Raw genomic sequence first — 18,581 nt, 5'->3', positions numbered from 1 at the left:
TCATGTTGTTACCGATGAGACAAATTTTCCAAGAAATGGCCGCAGAAAAGCTGAGACTGGGTTTGACCATTCTAGCAGTAGCGTGGGCGACCCTTTGTATCGCTGCTATGTTGGCGGTAGGTGAGGGTATTCGTCAGGGCGTATTGAAAACCGCACAAAATGGTAACGGCAACTTGATTTATTTGACCGGAGGGATGGCCACCGTCGACCACGGTGCTTTTCACCAAGGTAAGTTTCTGACACTAAAAATGGACGATTCAGAGGTCGTTCGAGCGTTACCCGATGTAAAAAGCGTTGCGCCAACGGCGAAGTGGAAAGAGCGCATCACCGTTGGTGACAGAAGCTCGTGGCAAGAGCCGTTAGCGGTCACGAGCGAGTTTCAATCCATGACCAATTTGGTGCCGATGGCGGGGGGGCGATGGTTAAACCCACTCGATCAAAAAGAGACGCGCAAAGTCGTTGTACTGGGTTATGAACTGGCAGCCGACTTATTCAACCCGAATGAGGACTTTAGTTGGTTTGCGACAGTCACATTGCAAGTCAACCCTGTGGGGAAAAAGGTAAAAATCGGCAATGAGGAGTTCACCGTTGTGGGCGTATTGGAGAAAAACAGCGCCCAAATAGAACAGGGGGATCTTATCAACTATTCCAGCTTTGTGCCGTTAGCGACGTGGAAGCGATTTCATGTCAACGGTGAAATTGGTGGCATCAATGTGCAACCACAAGCCGATGTAGACCGAGAAGCCTTAGCAAAGACGATCAGGCAAGTGATTGCCCGTAAACACGGGGCAAGTGTCAGTGATGAACAGGTCGTCCAAGTCGATGATATGTTCCTTAAGCAAAAGAGTATGCAGCAGTTTCTGATAGGTTTGCAGAGTTTCCTTGGCATTATCGGCTTCGTGACGTTAGCTGTTGCTGGTGTTGGCATCGCCAATGTGATGTATGCCACCGTAAAGCGATCTACGCGTGATATCGGTGTGCGCATGGCAGTCGGTGCAACCCCAACGGCTATTCGCATGCACTATTTAGTACAGTCTTTATTGACAATGATGATGGGGGGGGCGTTTGGGTTAGCCGTGACGTACGCGCTGGTGTCTGCCATCAGTTCCATTCCTTTAGAGGGCAATGCTTTTTATGAACAACTGGGTAAACCTGTCCCTGAGTTGTCGTGGGTCGTTGTCGCGATTGTCATCCTCACCTTAGTGATCATTGGTGTGGCATCTGCATGGTTACCTGCAAACCGAGCCGCAAAAGTCAGCCCGTTGGAGGCGCTACAAAGTGAATAACAACAATAACTCTGGAAAGAACATGTCGAACAAGCCGCTTGTTGAGCTGACCAACATCTGTAAATACTACTCAAGCGGGGAGGCGGAAGTTCGCGCGCTAGACGGCGTTGACTTAACCATTAATCAAGGCGAGTTTCTTTCGATTCTTGGCCCGTCCGGTTCAGGCAAATCAACGTTGATGAACATGCTCGGCTGTTTAGATAAGCCCACCGATGGCAAGTACCAACTTGGCGGCCAAAACGTCGCAAGTTTAAGTGCGAATGAGCTGGCTGGCATTCGTAACCAAAAGATCGGATTTGTCTTCCAAAGCTTTAACTTATTGGAATACGCGACGGCGCTTGATAACGTGGCACTGCCGTTGGTTTACTCTGGTATCAAAGCCAAAGAACGTCGCCAGCGCGCAGCTAAATTGCTAGAGCAAGTCGGGCTAGGGGATCGTTTAGACCATAAACCAAACCAGCTTTCTGGTGGTCAAAAGCAGAGAGTTGCGATTGCAAGAGCCTTGGTCAACGACCCTCAAATCATCTTAGCGGATGAACCAACGGGTGCATTGGATTCAAAATCCGGCGCAGAGATTGAAGCCTTGTTCAATCAACTTCACGCTGAAGGCAGAACATTGATCATCGTGACGCACGATAACGCCCTCGCAGAACGCACCAAACGCATCATCACGATCAAAGATGGTAAGGTGATTTCGGATTGGGTGCCGGAGTGATATCTACAGTTTGGAACTTTACTAAAATAAAGATAATTTACCTATGAAAATGGTTACTTTGGAAGTGGTGTTTTAGTCATCCTTGTTTAGAATTTACATCTCAATTTTAAACAAGGCTGTAATATTGTAATGCATATCAATCACGCACTTTATAGAAGTGAAAAATATAGCGATGAACCAATAGAAGAGATCCTTTCTCGGTTAAACAATACTGATTATTTTTATTTGAATGAGAGTAACCCTAGTGAAGGTGCTTACTTGACTAAGAAAAAGAAAAATATCTTAATAGTAAAAAGAAAAACTTCTCGAAGTTCTGAAGCACATCAAGACCGGCTATTCAATGATCGTGAGTTTATAAACTCCAGCTCAATTGTTGCAGGGCGAGAGATTGGCGGCGAGCTTCGATGTAAACTAGAACAAGATAAAAATAAAACGAAAATAACGTACTCTTGGTATCCTGATGAGTTTGTTCAAAAGTTTTGTTATGCATTTATTGTTCTGGCTTTTTTAATGTCAGCCCTTAAATTTACTCCTGGTGATTACGATGTTATTTGGAATCTATTGAAAGCTGTTTTGATATTTTCAGTTCCAAGTTTATTACAAATGATTTACCTTCCAGGTCAAATAAAGCTGACAAAAAAAATTTTGAGATTAAATAACACTAAACAGTAGTTATTAAATACATAAAAAGCGATGTTAATGTGAGCAATCGCTTTCTATATTTAATAATCCGATTCCTATCAAAAGCAATCGACTTTTGTCTATATCTCGTGTGGTTAAAACCGATTTTTAGAGAGCAACTGCTCCACTTTTCCTTTCGCTGTTTTACTTACCGTCTGCATAAACTTAAAGCTTGGCGCTGCGATGCCCGATTGCTCAAGCTCTTCTACCATCAGCAGCCACAGTTTTGCTGTTACCTGTGCATCGGCTAACGCGCGGTGGAATACACCGTCGTTTTCGATGTTCTTATAACGAACCAACTCACCCAGCTTGTGTGACGGCGCATCTTGAATAAGGCGTCTTGCTACCAATAAAGAACACGCGAACTCACCAGAGTAGCCGCAGTCGATTCGCTCCAGTTCCGTATCCAGAAAGCGCTTATCAAAAGACGCGTTGTGCGCGATAAGGTTCTCACCCGCAATAAATTCACTGAACGATGCCATCACTTCATCGCAGCTCGGCGCTGTGCGCAGCATGTTATTGGTAATGCCTGTGTAGCCCTCAATAAATGAGCTAACACGAAAGCCAGGATTCATAAGTTGCTGAAAACTATCGGCCACCTCACCATCGACGATCTTAACCGCACCGATTTCAATCGCGCGATCCCCCATATTCGGAGACAGACCTGAGGTTTCAAAGTCGAGTACGACAACGGAGTTAGCTTGAGGCATGAAGTTTTCCAACTGAACAATAGGGCGCAAGAGTATCGTTGAAAGTGTGGGAAAAGGGAAGGAGGGGGAGAAGCTTTAGTAGTGAGAGAAACTTACGGAAGCTCAGTTAGACATTGAGTTTTAGATTGCCCACTAGATAAAACACCCTACAAAATCTGGTGCGTTCGTTTGCCCTCATAAAATGTAACCTAAAGCGATTCAAACTCTCACTGTGGGTGTTTGTCTGTTCAAAGTTACCTTTTTGGGTGGCGAGTTATCCTGATATCTGGTCAGCAATGATTATTCTGTGCTTTTTAATGAAACGGCACTTACCCACTTTGATCATATCTTTTAACTGGTGCAATCTTAACCATTACGCTGGTGTCCACAAATAACGTTGCAATATCATGACTTACTAAATTTGAAAAAGTTACAAATAGATATTCATAGATGTGCCGGTGGAACACCAAACACGATTGTATTTCTACCCGTTATACTTTCTAGCTCAATAGTGTTTCTTTTCTACAGAGTGTTTTTACTCAATTATATGTTGCTGACGTGATTTTGCCTGACAAAAAGTTATCTTGCATAGTGAAACCAACACAAACACGGTCAATTTTGGGTTATCATCTACAGATGCTTACCTGTACTTAACAAGTTGAAAGAGATATAGGTAAATGTTGAAGTTCAATATTACTAATAACTATTAAGTTTGATATGAAGTTCGGAGGATTTAACCTTGGAGAAATTTAGATAACAATGAAAAAACGTGATGTTAATTTATTACAAAGAGTCATGTTTAGGCTAAAAATAACATTCAATATTATTTATAAATTACTTGTTGTTGCGTTGCCGATTGATATTCTTAAATACTTAGCGATAAAGGGGTCTAGTGTGGCTCAAATTATCTTAGCGAGACGTTACTATCATGGAAGGCGTGTTAAGTATAACAAAAAGCTAGTAGTAAATTGGTTAACGAAGGCAGCGTTGAAGGGAAGCTCGGAGGCAAAGAAAGAACTTGGCTACCTGTATTTTAGTGGTGAAAAATTTAAAAAGGATTGGCGGTTAGCTAGCAAATGGTTGACGGAAGCATATGCTGACGGAGAAGTAGATTGCGCTGCTATTTTAGGCGTAATCTATGAAGGAAACGGACACTTTCGTCGAGATTCAGCAGAAATGTTGAGATGGCACACGATTGCAGCAGAATCTGGAGATTTAGAAGCGCAAAAAACTCTTGCGGCGATTTATACCATGGAAAAAGAGTACTCTAACCCTAAAATGATGATGCATTGGCTACACAAGGCAGCAGATCAGAATGACACGGATGCAATGCTTCTTCTTGGACACACTTATCTCGATGATGACCATTACGATCTCAACGAGGCTCTTAAGTGGCTTAAGACTGCTGCCAAAAAGAAGGATCACTACGCATTAGTTTTACTTGGTGACATTTATTCATCAACTAAGTACAACGTTGTAAATTATAAAGAGGCTATTCAAAAATATTATAGCGCAGTAAAAGAAGGTTCAAGCGTTGCGATGGGGAAAATTGGGTATATGTACCAATACGGCCTGGGTTGCGATAAGAATATAGATAAAGCAATAGAGTGGTATTCATTGGGGGTTAAATACAATGACCCATATTCTCAATTTGGCTTTGCGCAATTATATCGTGATAATGAAAATGGGATGATGAATTTAATTGAAGCGTTTAAATGGTCTTACTGGGCAAAAAAAAACAAACATCCAGACGCAGAAAAACAGTTCAAAGAAATTTCTGATAAACTAACGAAAAAAGATATAGATAAAGCACTACGTTCGGCTCAGAATTATAAAGTAAAACCTGTTAAAAGTTTGGGCTTTACTCTAGGTTATAAAATGGGAGAAAAAGGTACTATATATAGGTGAATAATTATTAAAATAAGATTGCTTAATAATTTATTATGAGTTTTTATTATTGTTTGTCAATAAAGAGAAGAAAGTTAAGTCCTAAAAGATATGGAGCCATTCCTTTAGCTATTGATGAATTTGAGTAAATGACTAAATTTGTTTTCTGGTTCGCTCTAATAAATAAATATAAAATTTATGTTAATAAGAATACGGAATTTTTAATACTGGCAAATAGAAGTAGCAAGTAGCAAAGGAGGCACAATGATATATTCATTAAAACTGAACTGGAGGAATATGCTAATGCTCTGTATTAGAAGTACAATATATACATTGGGTTTGGTAGCTTTTTCTGTCAGCGCTTTTGAGGGAGAGAGTTTTCAACACAAAGATTGGTATCTAGCTTGTGATAATACAGGGACCTGCCGGGCGGCTGGCTATTCAGAAATTGGCAGTCTTAATCCTGTTGCTGTGATGTTTACTCGTAAAGCGGGGCCTGCAGCGCCAGTAACGGGCAAAGTGTATTTAGGTGATGAATCTGATTTTGACCATTGGCCTGAGCAGATAAATCTTTATATCGATGGCCTAGAGTTGGGCCCGATACAGCATGACGCCATGACATCCATGCAGGTTCAGGCCATTCTTGCAGTAGTGACTAAAGATGCACTTATTGAAATTGGTGATGGTAAAACTAAATGGGTACTGTCTGGTAGCGGTGCCAGTGCCGTGTTTCGTAAGATGGATGAATATCAGGGGCGCCAGAATACTCCGTTTGCTATTGTCGCAAAAGGTCAGGGCGCTGAGTCTAGGGTGAATCTTGCTGTGGCTATCCCAACACTTGTGAATGTTGGCGGCGATGCAATGATGAAATCACTTGAGCCAGAATCTGCCCAATATGCCAAATTGTTACCACAGCTTCGTGCTAGCTATGAGTCTAAGGGAGACAGCTCCGAGTGCCATAGGTTGTTTGAAGAAACACCGTCAATTGCTATTGCAAAGCTTAATAATGGCCAATCATTGATTGAGGCGTCCTGTTGGATGGCGGCTTATAACTATGGTTCAAGTTATTGGTTGTTGGGAGAAGGCGATGCTGCTGTGCCTAAACGTCTTAACATCTCTGGTAATGACTATTCTGACGGCATTGTTTCCTCCGCTCATAAAGGCCGAGGATTGGGGGATTGCTGGAGCTTTGAAAGCTGGTTGTTTGATGGCAAACAAATGGTTCGTGCGAGTTATGGTAATACAGGTTTGTGCCGTGGTATTGCCGCTGGAGGCATTGACTTCATGCCTATTTGGGTAAGCGAAGTGGTTACTACACAAGATTTGAATAAATAGCTATGTTTTTAAGTTACTGTTCTAGCACTTCTGCTCAGGGCCTTTTAAGGTTCTGAGTTTAAAAGCAATAATTGCTGTCTGACTCGTAACAATTCTGGTACTAAAAAACGGTAGACCCTATCACAAATACCTACGAGAAATTGTTTGTGAAGTATAAATTACATAAAACTCTTCTTGTGCGTTCCTAGCTTCGATAAGGCGTAGCTATAGTCAGATAAAAAATACATCCAATATATAATCAATTCGGTGTAAAGTTTGCGAAATCAGGAACTATACCAAAAGCTCTTTTGATGAGGTTCTTTACTCCTATTTCAACTTTTATGCCGGCTCGCCCCTCAAGCTTAATTTTGCTCGTGGTACTTTGTGGATGTGATGGTTTTAAGAGGGCTCTACCCCAAATTCGTTAGATTAAATAATCTAAAAAGTCTAAAAGCGTGTGTTTTATACTACGAAAATACTGCGATAGAATGAAACTTAACAAGATTTAAGCCTTTTATATAGTTGTTTTGCTTGTCAAACCGCTTCTTTTAGTAGTGAAATTGTTTAAACAACTTGTTGGGAATGATAAGTCGCAATAAGTATTGCTATCATCCTCTTAACCCAAGATAAAACTGACCGTATGTGAATGTTTTATGCATTCGCACAGAAAATCTGATGACGGTCTAAATATAAATCTGAGAACAGGTATGTCATTATCAATAACAAGATTCACGAGGGTAATCTGCCCGCCCCTGGGCAGTTTGCTCTGTTTAACCTTTCTTACTGGCTGTGAAAAAGCAACAGAAGGGTTGGTGTATGGCACAAAAAGCAAGTCAGTAATTATTGACTATAATGGTAGCGAAACAGATGTCATCATCCCAGATTCGGTAACTACTATTCGGCGTGATGCGTTTAGACGTAGCAAGCTCACCAGCGTGACTATCCCTGATTCAGTGACTACTATTGGTGCGAGTGCGTTTAGTTACAACAATTTGACCAATGTGACTATTCCAAATTCCGTGACCACCATTGGTAGGGATGCATTTAATGGAAACAAGCTCTCTAGTCTGACCCTTTCAAATTCGTTGACTACCATTGGTGATTGGGCGTTTCAACACAACGAACTAACTAGCTTGATCATTCCAGACTCGGTAACAACCATTGGTAAGGAAGCATTTTATGGAAACAAGCTCTCTAGCCTGACCCTTTCAAATTCTGTGACCACTATTGGGGATAGTGCGTTTGAACGCAACGAGCTTACTAGCCTGATCCTTCCAGATTCGGTGACCGTTATTGGCGAGAGTGTGTTTGCCGATAATGAGATCCACAACGTGACTATACCAGAATCTGTGACCACCATTGAGGATGAGGCGTTTATTCGAAACAAACTCACCAGCCTGACTATACCTAATTCAGTGACCACCATAGGAAAAGTTGCGTTTGCTGACAACAACCTCACCCACGTGAGTCTCTCTGATTCGGTAACCACTATTGGTTGGGGGGCATTTACTGGCAATACGCTTACCAGTGTGACCATCCCAGACTCTGTGACGACTATTGAGGGTTCAGCGTTTTCTGACAACAATCTCACCAGCGTGATTATCCCAGATTCGGTGACCACCATTGGTTCTAATGCGTTTAATGGTAATGCAATATCCACATTCAACAATGCGCCATCAGATGGCATAATCTTTGCTCGTAATGATGATGGTACTGATAACAAGAAGGTTGTTGTTTCCTTTGGCGGAGGGAGAAAGGAGATTGTTATTCCTGATTCGGTGACTACCATTGGTTTCGGTATGTTTGAGGGCAACAATCTTACCAGTGTGACTTTTCCAGATTCGGTGACTGCCGTTGATAAGAGCGCGTTTGGTCATAATAATCTCACTAGCATAACCCTTCCAGATTCGATAACTACTATTGGAGACTATGCGTTTATTTACAATGAGCTCACTAGTGTAACGCTCCCAGGTTCTGTGATTACTGTTGGGGATAATGCGTTTGCTCACAACAAACTTACCAGCGTGACCATTCCAGACTCGGTGACCACCATTGGTGAGGAGGCGTTTGCTGATAACGCGCTCACTAGTGTGACTATTCCAGATTCGGTGACTACCATTGGTGAAGGGGCGTTTGCTGGTAACAAGCTCATCAGTGTGACCATTCCAGATTCAGTGACCACCATTGGTGAAGGGGCGTTTGCTGGTAACAAGCTCATCAGTGTGACCATTCCAGATTCGGTGACCACCATTGGTGAAGGGGCGTTTGCTGGTAACAAGCTCATCAGTGTGGCCATTCCAGATTCGGTGACCACCATTGGTGAAGGGGCGTTTGCTGACAACAAGCTCATTAGTGTAACCATTTCAGATTCGATGACCACCATTGGTGAGAGGGCATTTGCTGATAATGAGCTTACTAGTGTGACCATTCCAAATTCGGTAACCACCATTGGTGAGAGGGCATTTGCTGATAATGAGCTTACTAGTGTGACCATTCCAAATTCGGTAACCACCATTGGTGAGAGGGCATTTGCTGATAATGAGCTTACTAGTGTGACCATTCCAAATTCGGTGACCACCATTGGTGTGAAGGCGTTTTCTGCTAACAAGCTTGCTAACGTGACTATCCCTGATTCGCTGACTACCGTTGGCCAGGGGGCGTTTGCTGATAACGAGCTCACCAGTGTGACTATACCTAGTTCTTTAACTACCGTTGAGGATGATGCGTTTGCTCACAACAGGCTCACCAACGTGACCATTCCAGATTCGATAACCACCATTGGACATCGGGCCTTTTCTGGCAATGAACTCACCAGTGTGACTATCCCAGATTCCGTGAATATTCTTGGGTGGGAAGCATTTAGTTACAATAATTTAACCAATTTGATCATTCCAGATTCGGTGACCATTATTGGTTGGAAGGTGTTTAGTGATAATAAACTCACCAGTTTGACTATCCCAGATTCCGTGAACACTATTGAGGGGGCTGCATTTTCTAACAACCAGCTCATCAGCGTGACTATCCCGGATTCTGTGACCATTATTGGTAATGGAGCGTTTAATGGTAATGTAATATCTGCAGTTAACAATGCGGCATCAGATGGATTTATTTTTGCTCGTAATGATGATGGCACAGAGAACAAGAAGGTTGTCGTATCCTATGGTGGTTCAAGAAAAGGAATTGTTATTCCAGATTCGGTAAACACTATTGAGCGTGGCGCGTTTTCTGATAATGAGCTCACCAGTGTGACTATGCCTGATTCGGTGACGACCATTGGTGAAAAGGCGTTTGCTTACAACAAGCTCACCAATGTGACTATACCTTATTCAGTGACTACCATTGAGAATGAGGCGTTTCGGAACAACCGACTGACCAGCGTAACTATCCCAGATTCTGTGACCTCTATTGAGGATAAGGCGTTTAGTAATAATAAACTCACCAATTTGACCATTCCAGATTCAGTAAGAACTATCGGAGAGGCTGCGTTTTCTGACAACCAGCTTGTCAACGTGACCCTCTCAAATTCGTTGACTACTATTGGCTTAGGTGCATTTAATCGCAATGCACTATCCACAGTTAATAATGCACCATCAGATGGCTTTATTTTTGCTCGTAATGAGGATGGCACCGAGAATAAGAAGGTTGTTATTTCCTATGGTGGGGCAAGAAAAGAAGTTGTTATTCCTGATACGGTGACCATCATTGAGCGTAGGGCGCTTGCTAGCAGCGAACTAACCAGTGTGGTCATCCCAGATTCGGTTACCACCATTGGGCGTGAGGCGTTTGCTGGCAATGAACTTATCAGTGTGGCCATCCCAGAATCGGTTTCCACTATTAGCTATGGGGTATTTAGTAACAATAATCTCACTAGCGTAACTATATCAGATTCGGTAAATACCATTGCACCGGAGGCGTTTGCTGATAATAAGATCACTAAGGTGACTATACCAAGTTCAGTGTCCTTCATTGGTTATAAAGCGTTCCGGAATAACCGACTTGCCAGCGTAACTATCCCAGAATCAGTGTTCGATATTCAAAGTGAAGCGTTTGCTGGCAATGAACTCACCAGTGTGACTATTCCATCTTTGGCGACCCACAATGGTTTGATAGCGTTTGATGAAGGTGTAGATATTCACTGGTATTAACACTATTTTGTGTGCTGTTGCAATTTTAATATGTGGCAGTACACAAAGTTTTTGGAGAATGGTGTTTTCATCAGATATTGTTTTTGAAGGCTCTCTTATGACGACCGAGGTCGACGTGCAACATCCTTGTCTAGGTATTTAAAGTAATGGTATTTAATAATCTGTATCTAAACAAAGCCTTTTTACTATTGCGATTTCGCTCATCGCACTAGCACTTCCAAACTCATGTTGCCGCATCTGTAGTTATTTGATAGTTGCTTATATTCAATTTTCCTAAACACGTTTTTGTACAGAAATATCACGATCTGAATTTTAACACATGGTGTTTTCTAGCTTGAAAATGCCCTAAATCGCTTAGAATCTTATACCCTATAAAACAGAGGCCGCATGTACCTGCCCTACTGAAAGTAATCCTTTTTTATACTCCACCACTTATTGATGCGAACAACTTAGCAATCCGCTACCAAGAGCGACATTTAAACTCACCTCATTTACAAAATTATTGCTTAGAAGGAAAAGTTACATCAGTGATGTAGGTCGGCATAGGGTCAATACCGCCGGCAATACCCCTGCATGGACCCGTGCTGGATATCAAAGTGGGTACCATAGATTGCCCATCAAACACCCATGCCTGACTTTCCCAGCAATCGCCGTATCCTCGTACCTTGCGGTCTTGGCGCGCCATACCATCGATATAAAAACCATCACTCTTCAATGCAACCAACTGATTGGGGTCATTTTTATCCGCTAACCAATGGTGGCAAAGCGCGTTGTAAGCCATAAGCCAACAAGCACCAATAAAGCGTTTACCCTGGCCCAGCTCTGCAGTTTCAAGTGATGCGCTCTGGAGTTCGAAATCCAACTCAGATGCTGGCACATTAGTGGTCAGCAACTGTAACACCTCATTATAAGCTGACGAACCGATTTCAAGGGTAACAGCGTTTGATAGCGGTGCTTGCACAGTCAAACTTGGTGGTACTTTAGCGGGTGGTACTTCGTTCTCAGATTGTTTACCTTTGGCAACCACAGCAAATGGTGTGTTGCTACGCCCTTGATACTCATCCATTTTGCGAAACACAGCGCTGGCGCCATTGTTCGAAATGCGCCAGCGCTGCTTGCCAGCGCCTACTTCAATTACCGCGTTAGTAGTAACCACCGCCAATAATGCCTGTACTTGCATGGCGCTCAGCTGACTCGTTTTATCCGTGTAGATTGGGCCGAGGTCTTGGTTGTCAATCAACAAAGTCACACTTGCTGGCAACGCCTGCTCATCATGTAGCTGCAGAAAAAGCTTTGCCGTGATCTGGGTTGCAGGTCCAGCTTCACGTCTAAACATCATTGCCATACCATAGCCAAGACCAGCTGGCGCGTACCCCGCAGCTCGGCAAGTGCCAGTATTGTCACAAGCCAAATACCAATCTTTGTGATCAAACCTAGCTCCGTCAAAAGCTTGGACAGAAAAAATCGCTATACTCAATGCGATTATAATTAGACGAATATAGCGCACTTTCTTATTCCTTTGAGATAATATATCTGTGAATGTCTGATGGATTCTATGCGTTGAATTTAAGTTAATTTGACTTATTCGAAGGCGATTTTTGACATGAACTACTCCAGCCAGACTGGAGTAGATAATGATTAATCTAAAACCAATCTCATCGCTTGAAATACATTAGTTTTACCAGCTGTTACGCCCCTTCAGGCGCTTGCGTGCAAACATCCCGATAATATTGAATTGGGTTAGGAGCGTAACTTCCGCTTGGTCTGAGCCTTTGTTCGCTTCCGCGACTTTTAGCTCGACTTTGATAGCCGCAGAAATTGCCCATCTCTAGTCTTCTTATGAATATTCATCTTGAATATGGATGATCAAATAGGCAACAGTTTTCTTTATTACAGGAAACTGTTGCCCCTATACTCATTAGATCAAATACCCTGCAAAAGTTTATCCGATAGAATGAAATTCAACACGATTTAAGCGTTTTATATGCTTGTTTGGCTTGTCAAAGTGCCTCTTTTGTTAGAGAAACTATCTAAGCATCTTTTTGGGAGTGATAATCCATTAAAAGTATTGTTATCATCCTTTTATCTCTGAGTAGAGCTAAATTTCTGTGAACATTTTATGCGTTTGCATAGAAAGACCGATAACGGTCTAATTATAAACCCGAGAGTAGCAATGTCATTATCAAGAATAAAACTCAATAGGCTAACTGGCTAAATCTTTGGCATCTTGCTTAGTCTAGCCCTTCTAACAGGCTGTGAGCATGCAACGGAAGGGTTAGTCTACGCTAAAAAATTAGATGGCTCGCAGAACAAATCAATACTTGTAGAGTATACCGGTAGAGAGACCGATGTCATAATTTCAAGCTCGGTGACCATTATTGGTGAAGGCGCGTTTGTTGGTCACCAACTCACTAATGTAACCATACCGGATTCGGTTACCACAATTGAAGATGAGGCATTTAAGGACAATGAGCTCACCAACCTGACCATTCCAGGTTCCGTGGTAGCCATTGGCAAAGGGGCGTTTAGTGATAACAAGCTCACTAGCGTAACTCTCCCAGATTCGTTATCCACCATCGGTGCTGGAGGGTTCAATGGTAACGCGTTATCCACATTAAACAATATACCATCAGATGGCTTTATTTTTGCTCGGAATGATGATGGAACTGAGAACAAAAGGGTCGTTGTTTCCTACGGTGGAGCAAGAAGAGATATCGTTGTTCCTGACTCCGTGACTACTCTTGGGAAGGGGGCACTTTATGAAAATAAGCTCACTAACGTAACCCTTCCAAACACGTTGACTACCATTCGGGAGCTGGCACTTAGCCATAATGAGCTCACCAGAGTAACTCTACCTGACTCAGTACTTACCATTGGGAGGAGGGCATTTACTGATAACGAGATCACTAGTGTGATCATTCCTGGTTCGGTGCGCACTATTAGCCCATGGGCGTTTGATCTTGGTGTAGTAACTAAGCGGAATTAAAGCTATTTTGGATGCTGTCGTCTTGAGCTGGTAAATAGCAACTATTGATAAGTTATCCTTGAAACCATATATATTGAGGCACACAAAACGAGTACTGCCGAATAAAAGGCAGTAGTTCTTTTGACGGTTTGTTTGTATGAGTCTCGAAAAGGCGAAAGTACATAAATGTGCAGGTTCTTTTTTACACGAGCTTGGCTTGCTGAAAGGTAAAAAATTAACGACAGATCCACATGCAAAAGCTATTCAGTAGAGCACGGGAGGAGATGTTTAAGATCTTCCTTTTGTTTTGAAGGTAATATAGCTACCGTCGGAGACGCCTTTCAGTTATTTACTTAGTCGTTTGGGTAGCAGAAAGGCTTTGTGATTCAAACAAACGTAAAGCATACAAGAGCAGTTAACTCCCACAGGGCAGTTCGACTTATTTGGAAATCTCATTTCAGCAACATTTCGTCTGCTCAGTGTTTTAGCGCTCATAAATTGAATGACTGTCAAGTGACCGCGCATCTTGGCGGATTTTTGATATCTTAAAAAACTATATTTATGGATCTATCCATACTTCTCCTAATCACCGCCAGCCAAAATAGAGCAGAAAGTTCAACAAGCTTCTGTCCAACTTTGAGTTAGCACACTCAAAGCCAACCACTTCTCCACCTACAAATTCGAGACGCGGAAATCGCTGCGTCTCATCTCCTCAACCTCAGCCTCAAACAAACAACTGTACCGCGCAGTAAAGTAGCGTCGCCGCTAAAGTCATATTGATCGCTTTACCATATTTCTGGAATTGCGATTGAAGAAGTTTGCCTGCTATTGCCCAGATTAAGTTGCTCACCAATGCGATAAATGCGAACACTAGACTGGTGGCCAAGATCCAGTAGATGTTTTGTGTATAAGGCAACACGAATGTCGAGATGGATGTTACGCCGTACAGAATGATTTTCACGTTTACGAACTGCAAACCAAAGCCCGTTAAGAAAGTGATGCCCTCAGAATCTTTTGATGCGGCTTTGATATCACTTGTCGCAATTCCCCAAGCTAACCAAATGATGTAAGCCGCACCCACCCATGTGAGCCAAGGTGTAATCACAGGAAGCAGGCTGACCATGTGGTAAGTGAAAACGCCACACAACAGCATCAAAACAATATAGCCGCAGAACATCCCAGAAATGACTTTAGTAGAACGCTTTAGCCCGTGCTGGGTTGCAACACTAAGCGACAAAATGTTGTTGGGACCCGGCGTGAGCGAAGTAATGATGACGTAGGTGAAAAATGCGGTGTAGATGGCACTCATCTCTATCTCTCCTGTTTTTTGTGCACTATACTTCGCGTTAATCAATTAAGAAATTGAATATATTTAAACTAAGAGTTTTAATTTTTTGAACTATCACGTCAGGAGTTTAGTCATGAATCTAAAGCGTTTCCTTACGTTTAAAACCATTGTTTAGGAAGGCTCGTTTCTTAAAGCGTCGCAAAAGCTTTATTGCACTCAGTCGACAGTGACCTTTAAGATCAGGCAGTTAGAACAAGATCTCTCATTGCAGTTGTTCGAAAAGATTGGCCGAAAAATGGTGCTGACTCAGGCAGGAGAAAAGATCCTTCCTTACGTTTATGAGCTCGCACGAGTGATGGAAAACATTGAAGGCACGGCGCAGCAAGAGAGTTCTGAGCCGACAGGGGAGTTGAAGGTTTTAATCGCAGAAACTCAGCTCGCTTATAAAATGGCCAATGTTTTGAAGGAATTCAGAATACGAGCGCCGAAAGTAAGGCTCTCACTGCAATCACAAAACTGCTATAAGATTCGTGATGAATTGATTGCTGATAAAGCCGATTTGGGTGTGTTTTATCGTGTCGGTAATGATGATGCACTCAAGGTGCATGAGTTTGAACAAGAGCCGTTGGTCCTTGTTGCTTCGCCGCTTTTAACAGGGTTGGATCTACAGAAAGGGGAGCAACACATTGATTTGGGATTCATCAGCAATGGTCCTAAGTGCCTTTTCCGTCAGACTTTTGAGAGCATCATCCAAGAGCGAAACATCAGCATCGATAACAGGATTGAGCTGAGCAGTATTAACACCATCAAAAACTGTGTAGAGAGTAATATCGGTATCTCTTATCTGCCTCGCTTCACTGTTGAAAAAGAACTACAAGAGGGCAGCCAGCAAGAGCTTGAGTTTACCAACGCACCGCAAATGATCAAACCGCAGTGTGGCTGCAATGCCGGAAAGTGTGTTACGCCTGCAATGGAAGTCTTTATCGACTGCATGTGTAACACGCACGAGACAGGCTTTTTCCTCAAATCATGAAATTCCTTCATGTTCAATGTGAAACAATACCAATATTACTCAACTCGTGAAGCAAGTATAAAAAAAGGACTGCTCTGGTGTTAGGCACTGCGACGGTCATTTTTGTACGAACCGTTCGTCGTAAGTGCTGTGCAACCTAACGATTGGGAAAACCAAAAAACAAAAAATGTCCCCATGCACAGAGTTAGGAAAAGTCTGCTTTATCTAAGGAAATAGGATACCAACTCACGATGAATAACGATTTCACATTTGCTATCAAAAGCATTCGCTTTGATGAGAATTACCAACCATCAGACAATACGCGAATCACTACCAACTTTGCTAATCTGGCTCGCGGAAACTACCGCCGAGAGAATCTGCGCAATGCGCTCCGAATGATCGACAATCGTTTTAATGCGTTGGCATATTGGGATAACGCGCAAGGTGACCGCTACTCCGTTGAACTTGAAATCATCTCCGTTGATATGGATATCCAAGGTAGTGGAGAAGCCTTCCCATCGATTGAAGTGCTCAAAACTAACATTGTTGACCACAACACTAACGAGCGTATCGAAGGCATTGTGGGCAACAACTTCTCTTCATACGTGCGTGATTACGACTTTAGCGTTTTGCTGTTGGACCACAACAAAAACCAGCCACAGTTCAGCATCCCAGCGAACTTCGGTGATTTGCATGGCAAACTGTTCAAAGCTTTCGTTAATTCTGAGTCTTACAAACAGCATTTCAAAAAGCTGCCAGTGATTTGTCTGAGTGTATCGGACAACAAGGTATATCGACGCACCGAAAACCAACATCCTGTTTTGGGCTTTGAATATCAGCCGAACGAATCTTCGTTGACGGAGCAGTACTTCAAAAAGATGGGCTTACAGGTGCGCTACTTTATGCCGCCAAACAGTGTTGCACCATTGGCATTCTACTTCTTCGGTGACTTGTTGAACGATTATTCAAACCTAGAGCTTATCAGCACGATAAGCACGATGGAGACATTCCAGAAGATTTACCGACCTGAGATTTACAATGCCAACGCGGTTGCCGGTAATTGCTACCAGCCAAACCTAAAAAACCTAGACCACTCGCTAACTCAAATCGTTTACGACCGAGAAGAGCGCAGCCAACTGGCAGTTGAACAAGGGAAATTTGCCGAGGAGCATTTCATCAAACCCTATCAATCTGTGCTTGAACAATGGTCTGCAAGCTACGCGTAATCGATAACGAGAATCTAGAAAGGAATGACGATGAAAACACTATTACCGACTTCAACGGCTGGCAGCTTACCGAAACCTTCTTGGCTGGCCGAACCAGAAAAACTTTGGTCACCGTGGAAACTGCAAGGTGAAGAACTGATTGATGGCAAACGCGATGCGCTACGCGTCGCTTTGCAAGAGCAAGAATTGGCAGGCGTTGATATCGTCAGTGATGGAGAGCAAACTCGGCAACATTTTGTGACGACCTTTATTGAGCATTTAAGCGGCGTAGATTTTGAAAACCGCAAAACGGTGACTATTCGCAACCGTTATGAAGCAAGTGTTCCGACTGTGGTTGGCCCAGTAAGCCGCACAAAGTCCGTGTTTGTTGAAGATGCCAAGTTCTTGCGTCAGCAAACTAAGCAACCTATCAAGTGGGCGCTGCCAGGCCCTATGACGATGATCGACACACTTTATGATGATCATTACGGTAGCCGTGAAAAGCTGGCTTGGGAATTTGCAAAGATCCTCAACCAAGAAGCGAAAGAGCTTGAAGCGGCGGGTGTCGACATTATTCAATTCGATGAACCTGCGTTCAATGTGTTTTTCGATGATGTGAACGAATGGGGCATTGCGTGTTTAGAGCGTGCGATTGAAGGGCTGAAATGTGAAACTGCAGTGCACATCTGCTATGGCTACGGCATCAAAGCGAACACGGATTGGAAGCAAACGCTAGGCACTGAATGGAGACAATACGAAGAAGTATTCCCTAAATTGCAGCAGTCAAATATCGATATTATCTCGCTTGAGTGTCATAACTCGCGAGTGCCTATTGAGTTGCTTGAGTTGATTCGCGGTAAGAAGGTGATGGTTGGTGCGATTGATGTCGCTACTAACGAAATTGAAACGCCAGAAGAAGTAGCGAACACATTGCGAGAGGCGTTGAAGTACGTTGATGCCGACAAGCTTTACCCATGTACCAACTGCGGTATGGCACCTTTGTCTCGTGAAGTATCGACCGCTAAGCTCAATGCGTTAAGTGCGGGTGCGGAGATCATTCGTAAAGAGTTGGTGGGTTGATATTAATACTTAGGCTCCGCACCATGAACTAAAATTAGGGTCAATCTAGCGAGTTGAAACGAGACTAGGAATCTGATTACAGCTCGCTAGGAAATGACGATAACTTTCGCACTTTAAAGCTCTCGGTGGGTAGCTCCTGAATCACCCCGTCCCTCGTTGTTCAGGATGACGGATGCTGGAAGATACATTGCTCGCCATCCCCCAGGTATTAGAGCAGCTCTAAGGTAGGGTCATTCCAGTATATGGACTCCCGAGTTATTACAACTTGTTTAGCGAGAATAGATTAGATGCATGCGTATATTCGGGTTTTAATG

The 18,581-nt window shown here is 43.0% G+C and carries 12 protein-coding genes and 4 pseudogenes; 11 read left to right on the top strand and 5 right to left on the bottom strand.

The window, feature by feature from the left end; all coding sequences use genetic code 11:
• Positions 1-2 precede the first annotated feature (2 nt).
• From R7R78_RS06660 to R7R78_RS06650, 3 genes are all read left to right on the top strand, one after another.
• Positions 3-1,286, top strand: a complete 1,284-nt coding sequence (locus tag R7R78_RS06660) for an ABC transporter permease (RefSeq protein WP_225473343.1) — start codon at positions 3-5, stop codon at positions 1,284-1,286.
• A 22-nt stretch (positions 1,287-1,308) separates the two neighbouring features.
• A complete protein-coding gene (locus R7R78_RS06655; RefSeq protein ID WP_225473394.1) occupies positions 1,309-2,001 on the top strand; it encodes an ABC transporter ATP-binding protein in 693 nt (230 codons plus the stop codon).
• Between the two features lie 129 nt (positions 2,002-2,130).
• Positions 2,131-2,673, top strand: a complete 543-nt coding sequence (locus R7R78_RS06650) for a hypothetical protein (protein WP_225473336.1) — start codon at positions 2,131-2,133, stop codon at positions 2,671-2,673.
• Between the two features lie 104 nt (positions 2,674-2,777).
• Here R7R78_RS06650 and R7R78_RS06645 read toward each other — a convergent pair whose 3' ends face one another.
• A complete protein-coding gene (locus R7R78_RS06645; RefSeq protein ID WP_225473334.1) occupies positions 2,778-3,392 on the bottom strand; it encodes a PolC-type DNA polymerase III in 615 nt (204 codons plus the stop codon).
• Between the two features lie 738 nt (positions 3,393-4,130).
• On the opposite strand from R7R78_RS06645, the gene R7R78_RS06640 reads away from it, so the two are divergent.
• From R7R78_RS06640 to R7R78_RS06630, 3 genes are all read left to right on the top strand, one after another.
• On the top strand, positions 4,131-5,279 hold the full coding sequence (locus R7R78_RS06640; RefSeq protein WP_225473331.1) for a tetratricopeptide repeat protein: 1,149 nt from the start codon (positions 4,131-4,133) through the stop codon (positions 5,277-5,279).
• Positions 5,280-5,522: 243 nt separating this feature from the next.
• Positions 5,523-6,593 carry a DUF1176 domain-containing protein gene (locus tag R7R78_RS06635; protein ID WP_225473329.1) on the top strand — a complete coding sequence of 357 codons (1,071 nt, stop codon included), beginning with the start codon at positions 5,523-5,525 and terminating at the stop codon, positions 6,591-6,593.
• A gap of 740 nt (positions 6,594-7,333) precedes the next feature.
• Positions 7,334-10,717, top strand: coding sequence for a leucine-rich repeat domain-containing protein (locus R7R78_RS06630; protein WP_225473328.1), 3,384 nt, complete (start codon positions 7,334-7,336; stop codon positions 10,715-10,717).
• A 499-nt stretch (positions 10,718-11,216) separates the two neighbouring features.
• Here R7R78_RS06630 and R7R78_RS06625 read toward each other — a convergent pair whose 3' ends face one another.
• Positions 11,217-12,224: a DUF1176 domain-containing protein gene (locus tag R7R78_RS06625; RefSeq protein WP_225473326.1), complete on the bottom strand. Its 1,008-nt coding sequence runs from the start codon at positions 12,222-12,224 to the stop codon at positions 11,217-11,219.
• Between the two features lie 180 nt (positions 12,225-12,404).
• A pseudogene (locus R7R78_RS29990) lies at positions 12,405-12,539 on the bottom strand (chromosome partitioning protein ParB); the annotation flags it as partial.
• A 405-nt stretch (positions 12,540-12,944) separates the two neighbouring features.
• Here R7R78_RS29990 and R7R78_RS06620 point away from each other — a divergent pair.
• The gene (locus R7R78_RS06620; protein ID WP_225473324.1) at positions 12,945-13,703 is read left to right on the top strand and encodes a leucine-rich repeat domain-containing protein; all 759 of its coding nucleotides are present in this window, start codon (positions 12,945-12,947) and stop codon (positions 13,701-13,703) included.
• A gap of 52 nt (positions 13,704-13,755) precedes the next feature.
• Here the strand turns inward: R7R78_RS06620 and R7R78_RS06615 are convergent.
• Positions 13,756-13,875: pseudogene (locus tag R7R78_RS06615) on the bottom strand (plasmid-related protein); the annotation flags it as partial.
• On the opposite strand from R7R78_RS06615, the pseudogene R7R78_RS06610 reads away from it, so the two are divergent.
• Positions 13,870-14,184 (top strand): annotated as a pseudogene (locus R7R78_RS06610) (thiamine biosynthesis protein ThiJ); the annotation flags it as partial. The pseudogenes R7R78_RS06615 and R7R78_RS06610 overlap by 6 nt on opposite strands.
• A gap of 222 nt (positions 14,185-14,406) precedes the next feature.
• Here R7R78_RS06610 and eamB read toward each other — a convergent pair.
• Complete coding sequence (gene eamB, locus R7R78_RS06605; RefSeq protein ID WP_225473322.1) at positions 14,407-14,991, bottom strand: cysteine/O-acetylserine transporter; 585 nt, start codon at positions 14,989-14,991, stop codon at positions 14,407-14,409.
• Between the two features lie 112 nt (positions 14,992-15,103).
• On the opposite strand from eamB, the pseudogene R7R78_RS06600 reads away from it, so the two are divergent.
• The 3 genes and pseudogenes from R7R78_RS06600 (at position 15,104) to R7R78_RS06590 (ending at position 18,267) form a co-directional block, all read left to right on the top strand.
• Positions 15,104-16,003: pseudogene (locus R7R78_RS06600) on the top strand (LysR family transcriptional regulator).
• Positions 16,004-16,233: 230 nt separating this feature from the next.
• On the top strand, positions 16,234-17,208 hold the full coding sequence (locus R7R78_RS06595) for a DUF1852 domain-containing protein (protein ID WP_025767248.1): 975 nt from the start codon (positions 16,234-16,236) through the stop codon (positions 17,206-17,208).
• A 30-nt stretch (positions 17,209-17,238) separates the two neighbouring features.
• The gene (locus tag R7R78_RS06590; protein ID WP_213868110.1) at positions 17,239-18,267 is read left to right on the top strand and encodes a methionine synthase; all 1,029 of its coding nucleotides are present in this window, start codon (positions 17,239-17,241) and stop codon (positions 18,265-18,267) included.
• Positions 18,268-18,581 lie beyond the last annotated feature (314 nt).

The sequence above is a fragment of the Vibrio sp. 2134-1 genome, assembly GCF_033339495.1.
Note: the sequence above shows the minus strand (reverse complement) of the source record. Positions and strands in the feature narration are given on the sequence as shown.

What these genes read in the sequence shown, in the direction of transcription:
- R7R78_RS06660 (WP_225473343.1), top strand. Translation starts at nt 3, where the DNA reads ATGTTGTTACCGATGAGACAAATTTTCCAAGAAATGGCCGCAGAAAAG.
- R7R78_RS06655 (WP_225473394.1), top strand. Translation starts at nt 1,309, where the DNA reads ATGTCGAACAAGCCGCTTGTTGAGCTGACCAACATCTGTAAATACTAC.
- R7R78_RS06650 (WP_225473336.1), top strand. Translation starts at nt 2,131, where the DNA reads ATGCATATCAATCACGCACTTTATAGAAGTGAAAAATATAGCGATGAA.
- R7R78_RS06645 (WP_225473334.1), bottom strand. Translation starts at nt 3,392, where the DNA reads ATGCCTCAAGCTAACTCCGTTGTCGTACTCGACTTTGAAACCTCAGGT.
- R7R78_RS06640 (WP_225473331.1), top strand. Translation starts at nt 4,131, where the DNA reads ATGAAAAAACGTGATGTTAATTTATTACAAAGAGTCATGTTTAGGCTA.
- R7R78_RS06635 (WP_225473329.1), top strand. Translation starts at nt 5,523, where the DNA reads ATGATATATTCATTAAAACTGAACTGGAGGAATATGCTAATGCTCTGT.
- eamB (WP_225473322.1), bottom strand. Translation starts at nt 14,991, where the DNA reads ATGAGTGCCATCTACACCGCATTTTTCACCTACGTCATCATTACTTCG.
- R7R78_RS06595 (WP_025767248.1), top strand. Translation starts at nt 16,234, where the DNA reads ATGAATAACGATTTCACATTTGCTATCAAAAGCATTCGCTTTGATGAG.
- R7R78_RS06590 (WP_213868110.1), top strand. Translation starts at nt 17,239, where the DNA reads ATGAAAACACTATTACCGACTTCAACGGCTGGCAGCTTACCGAAACCT.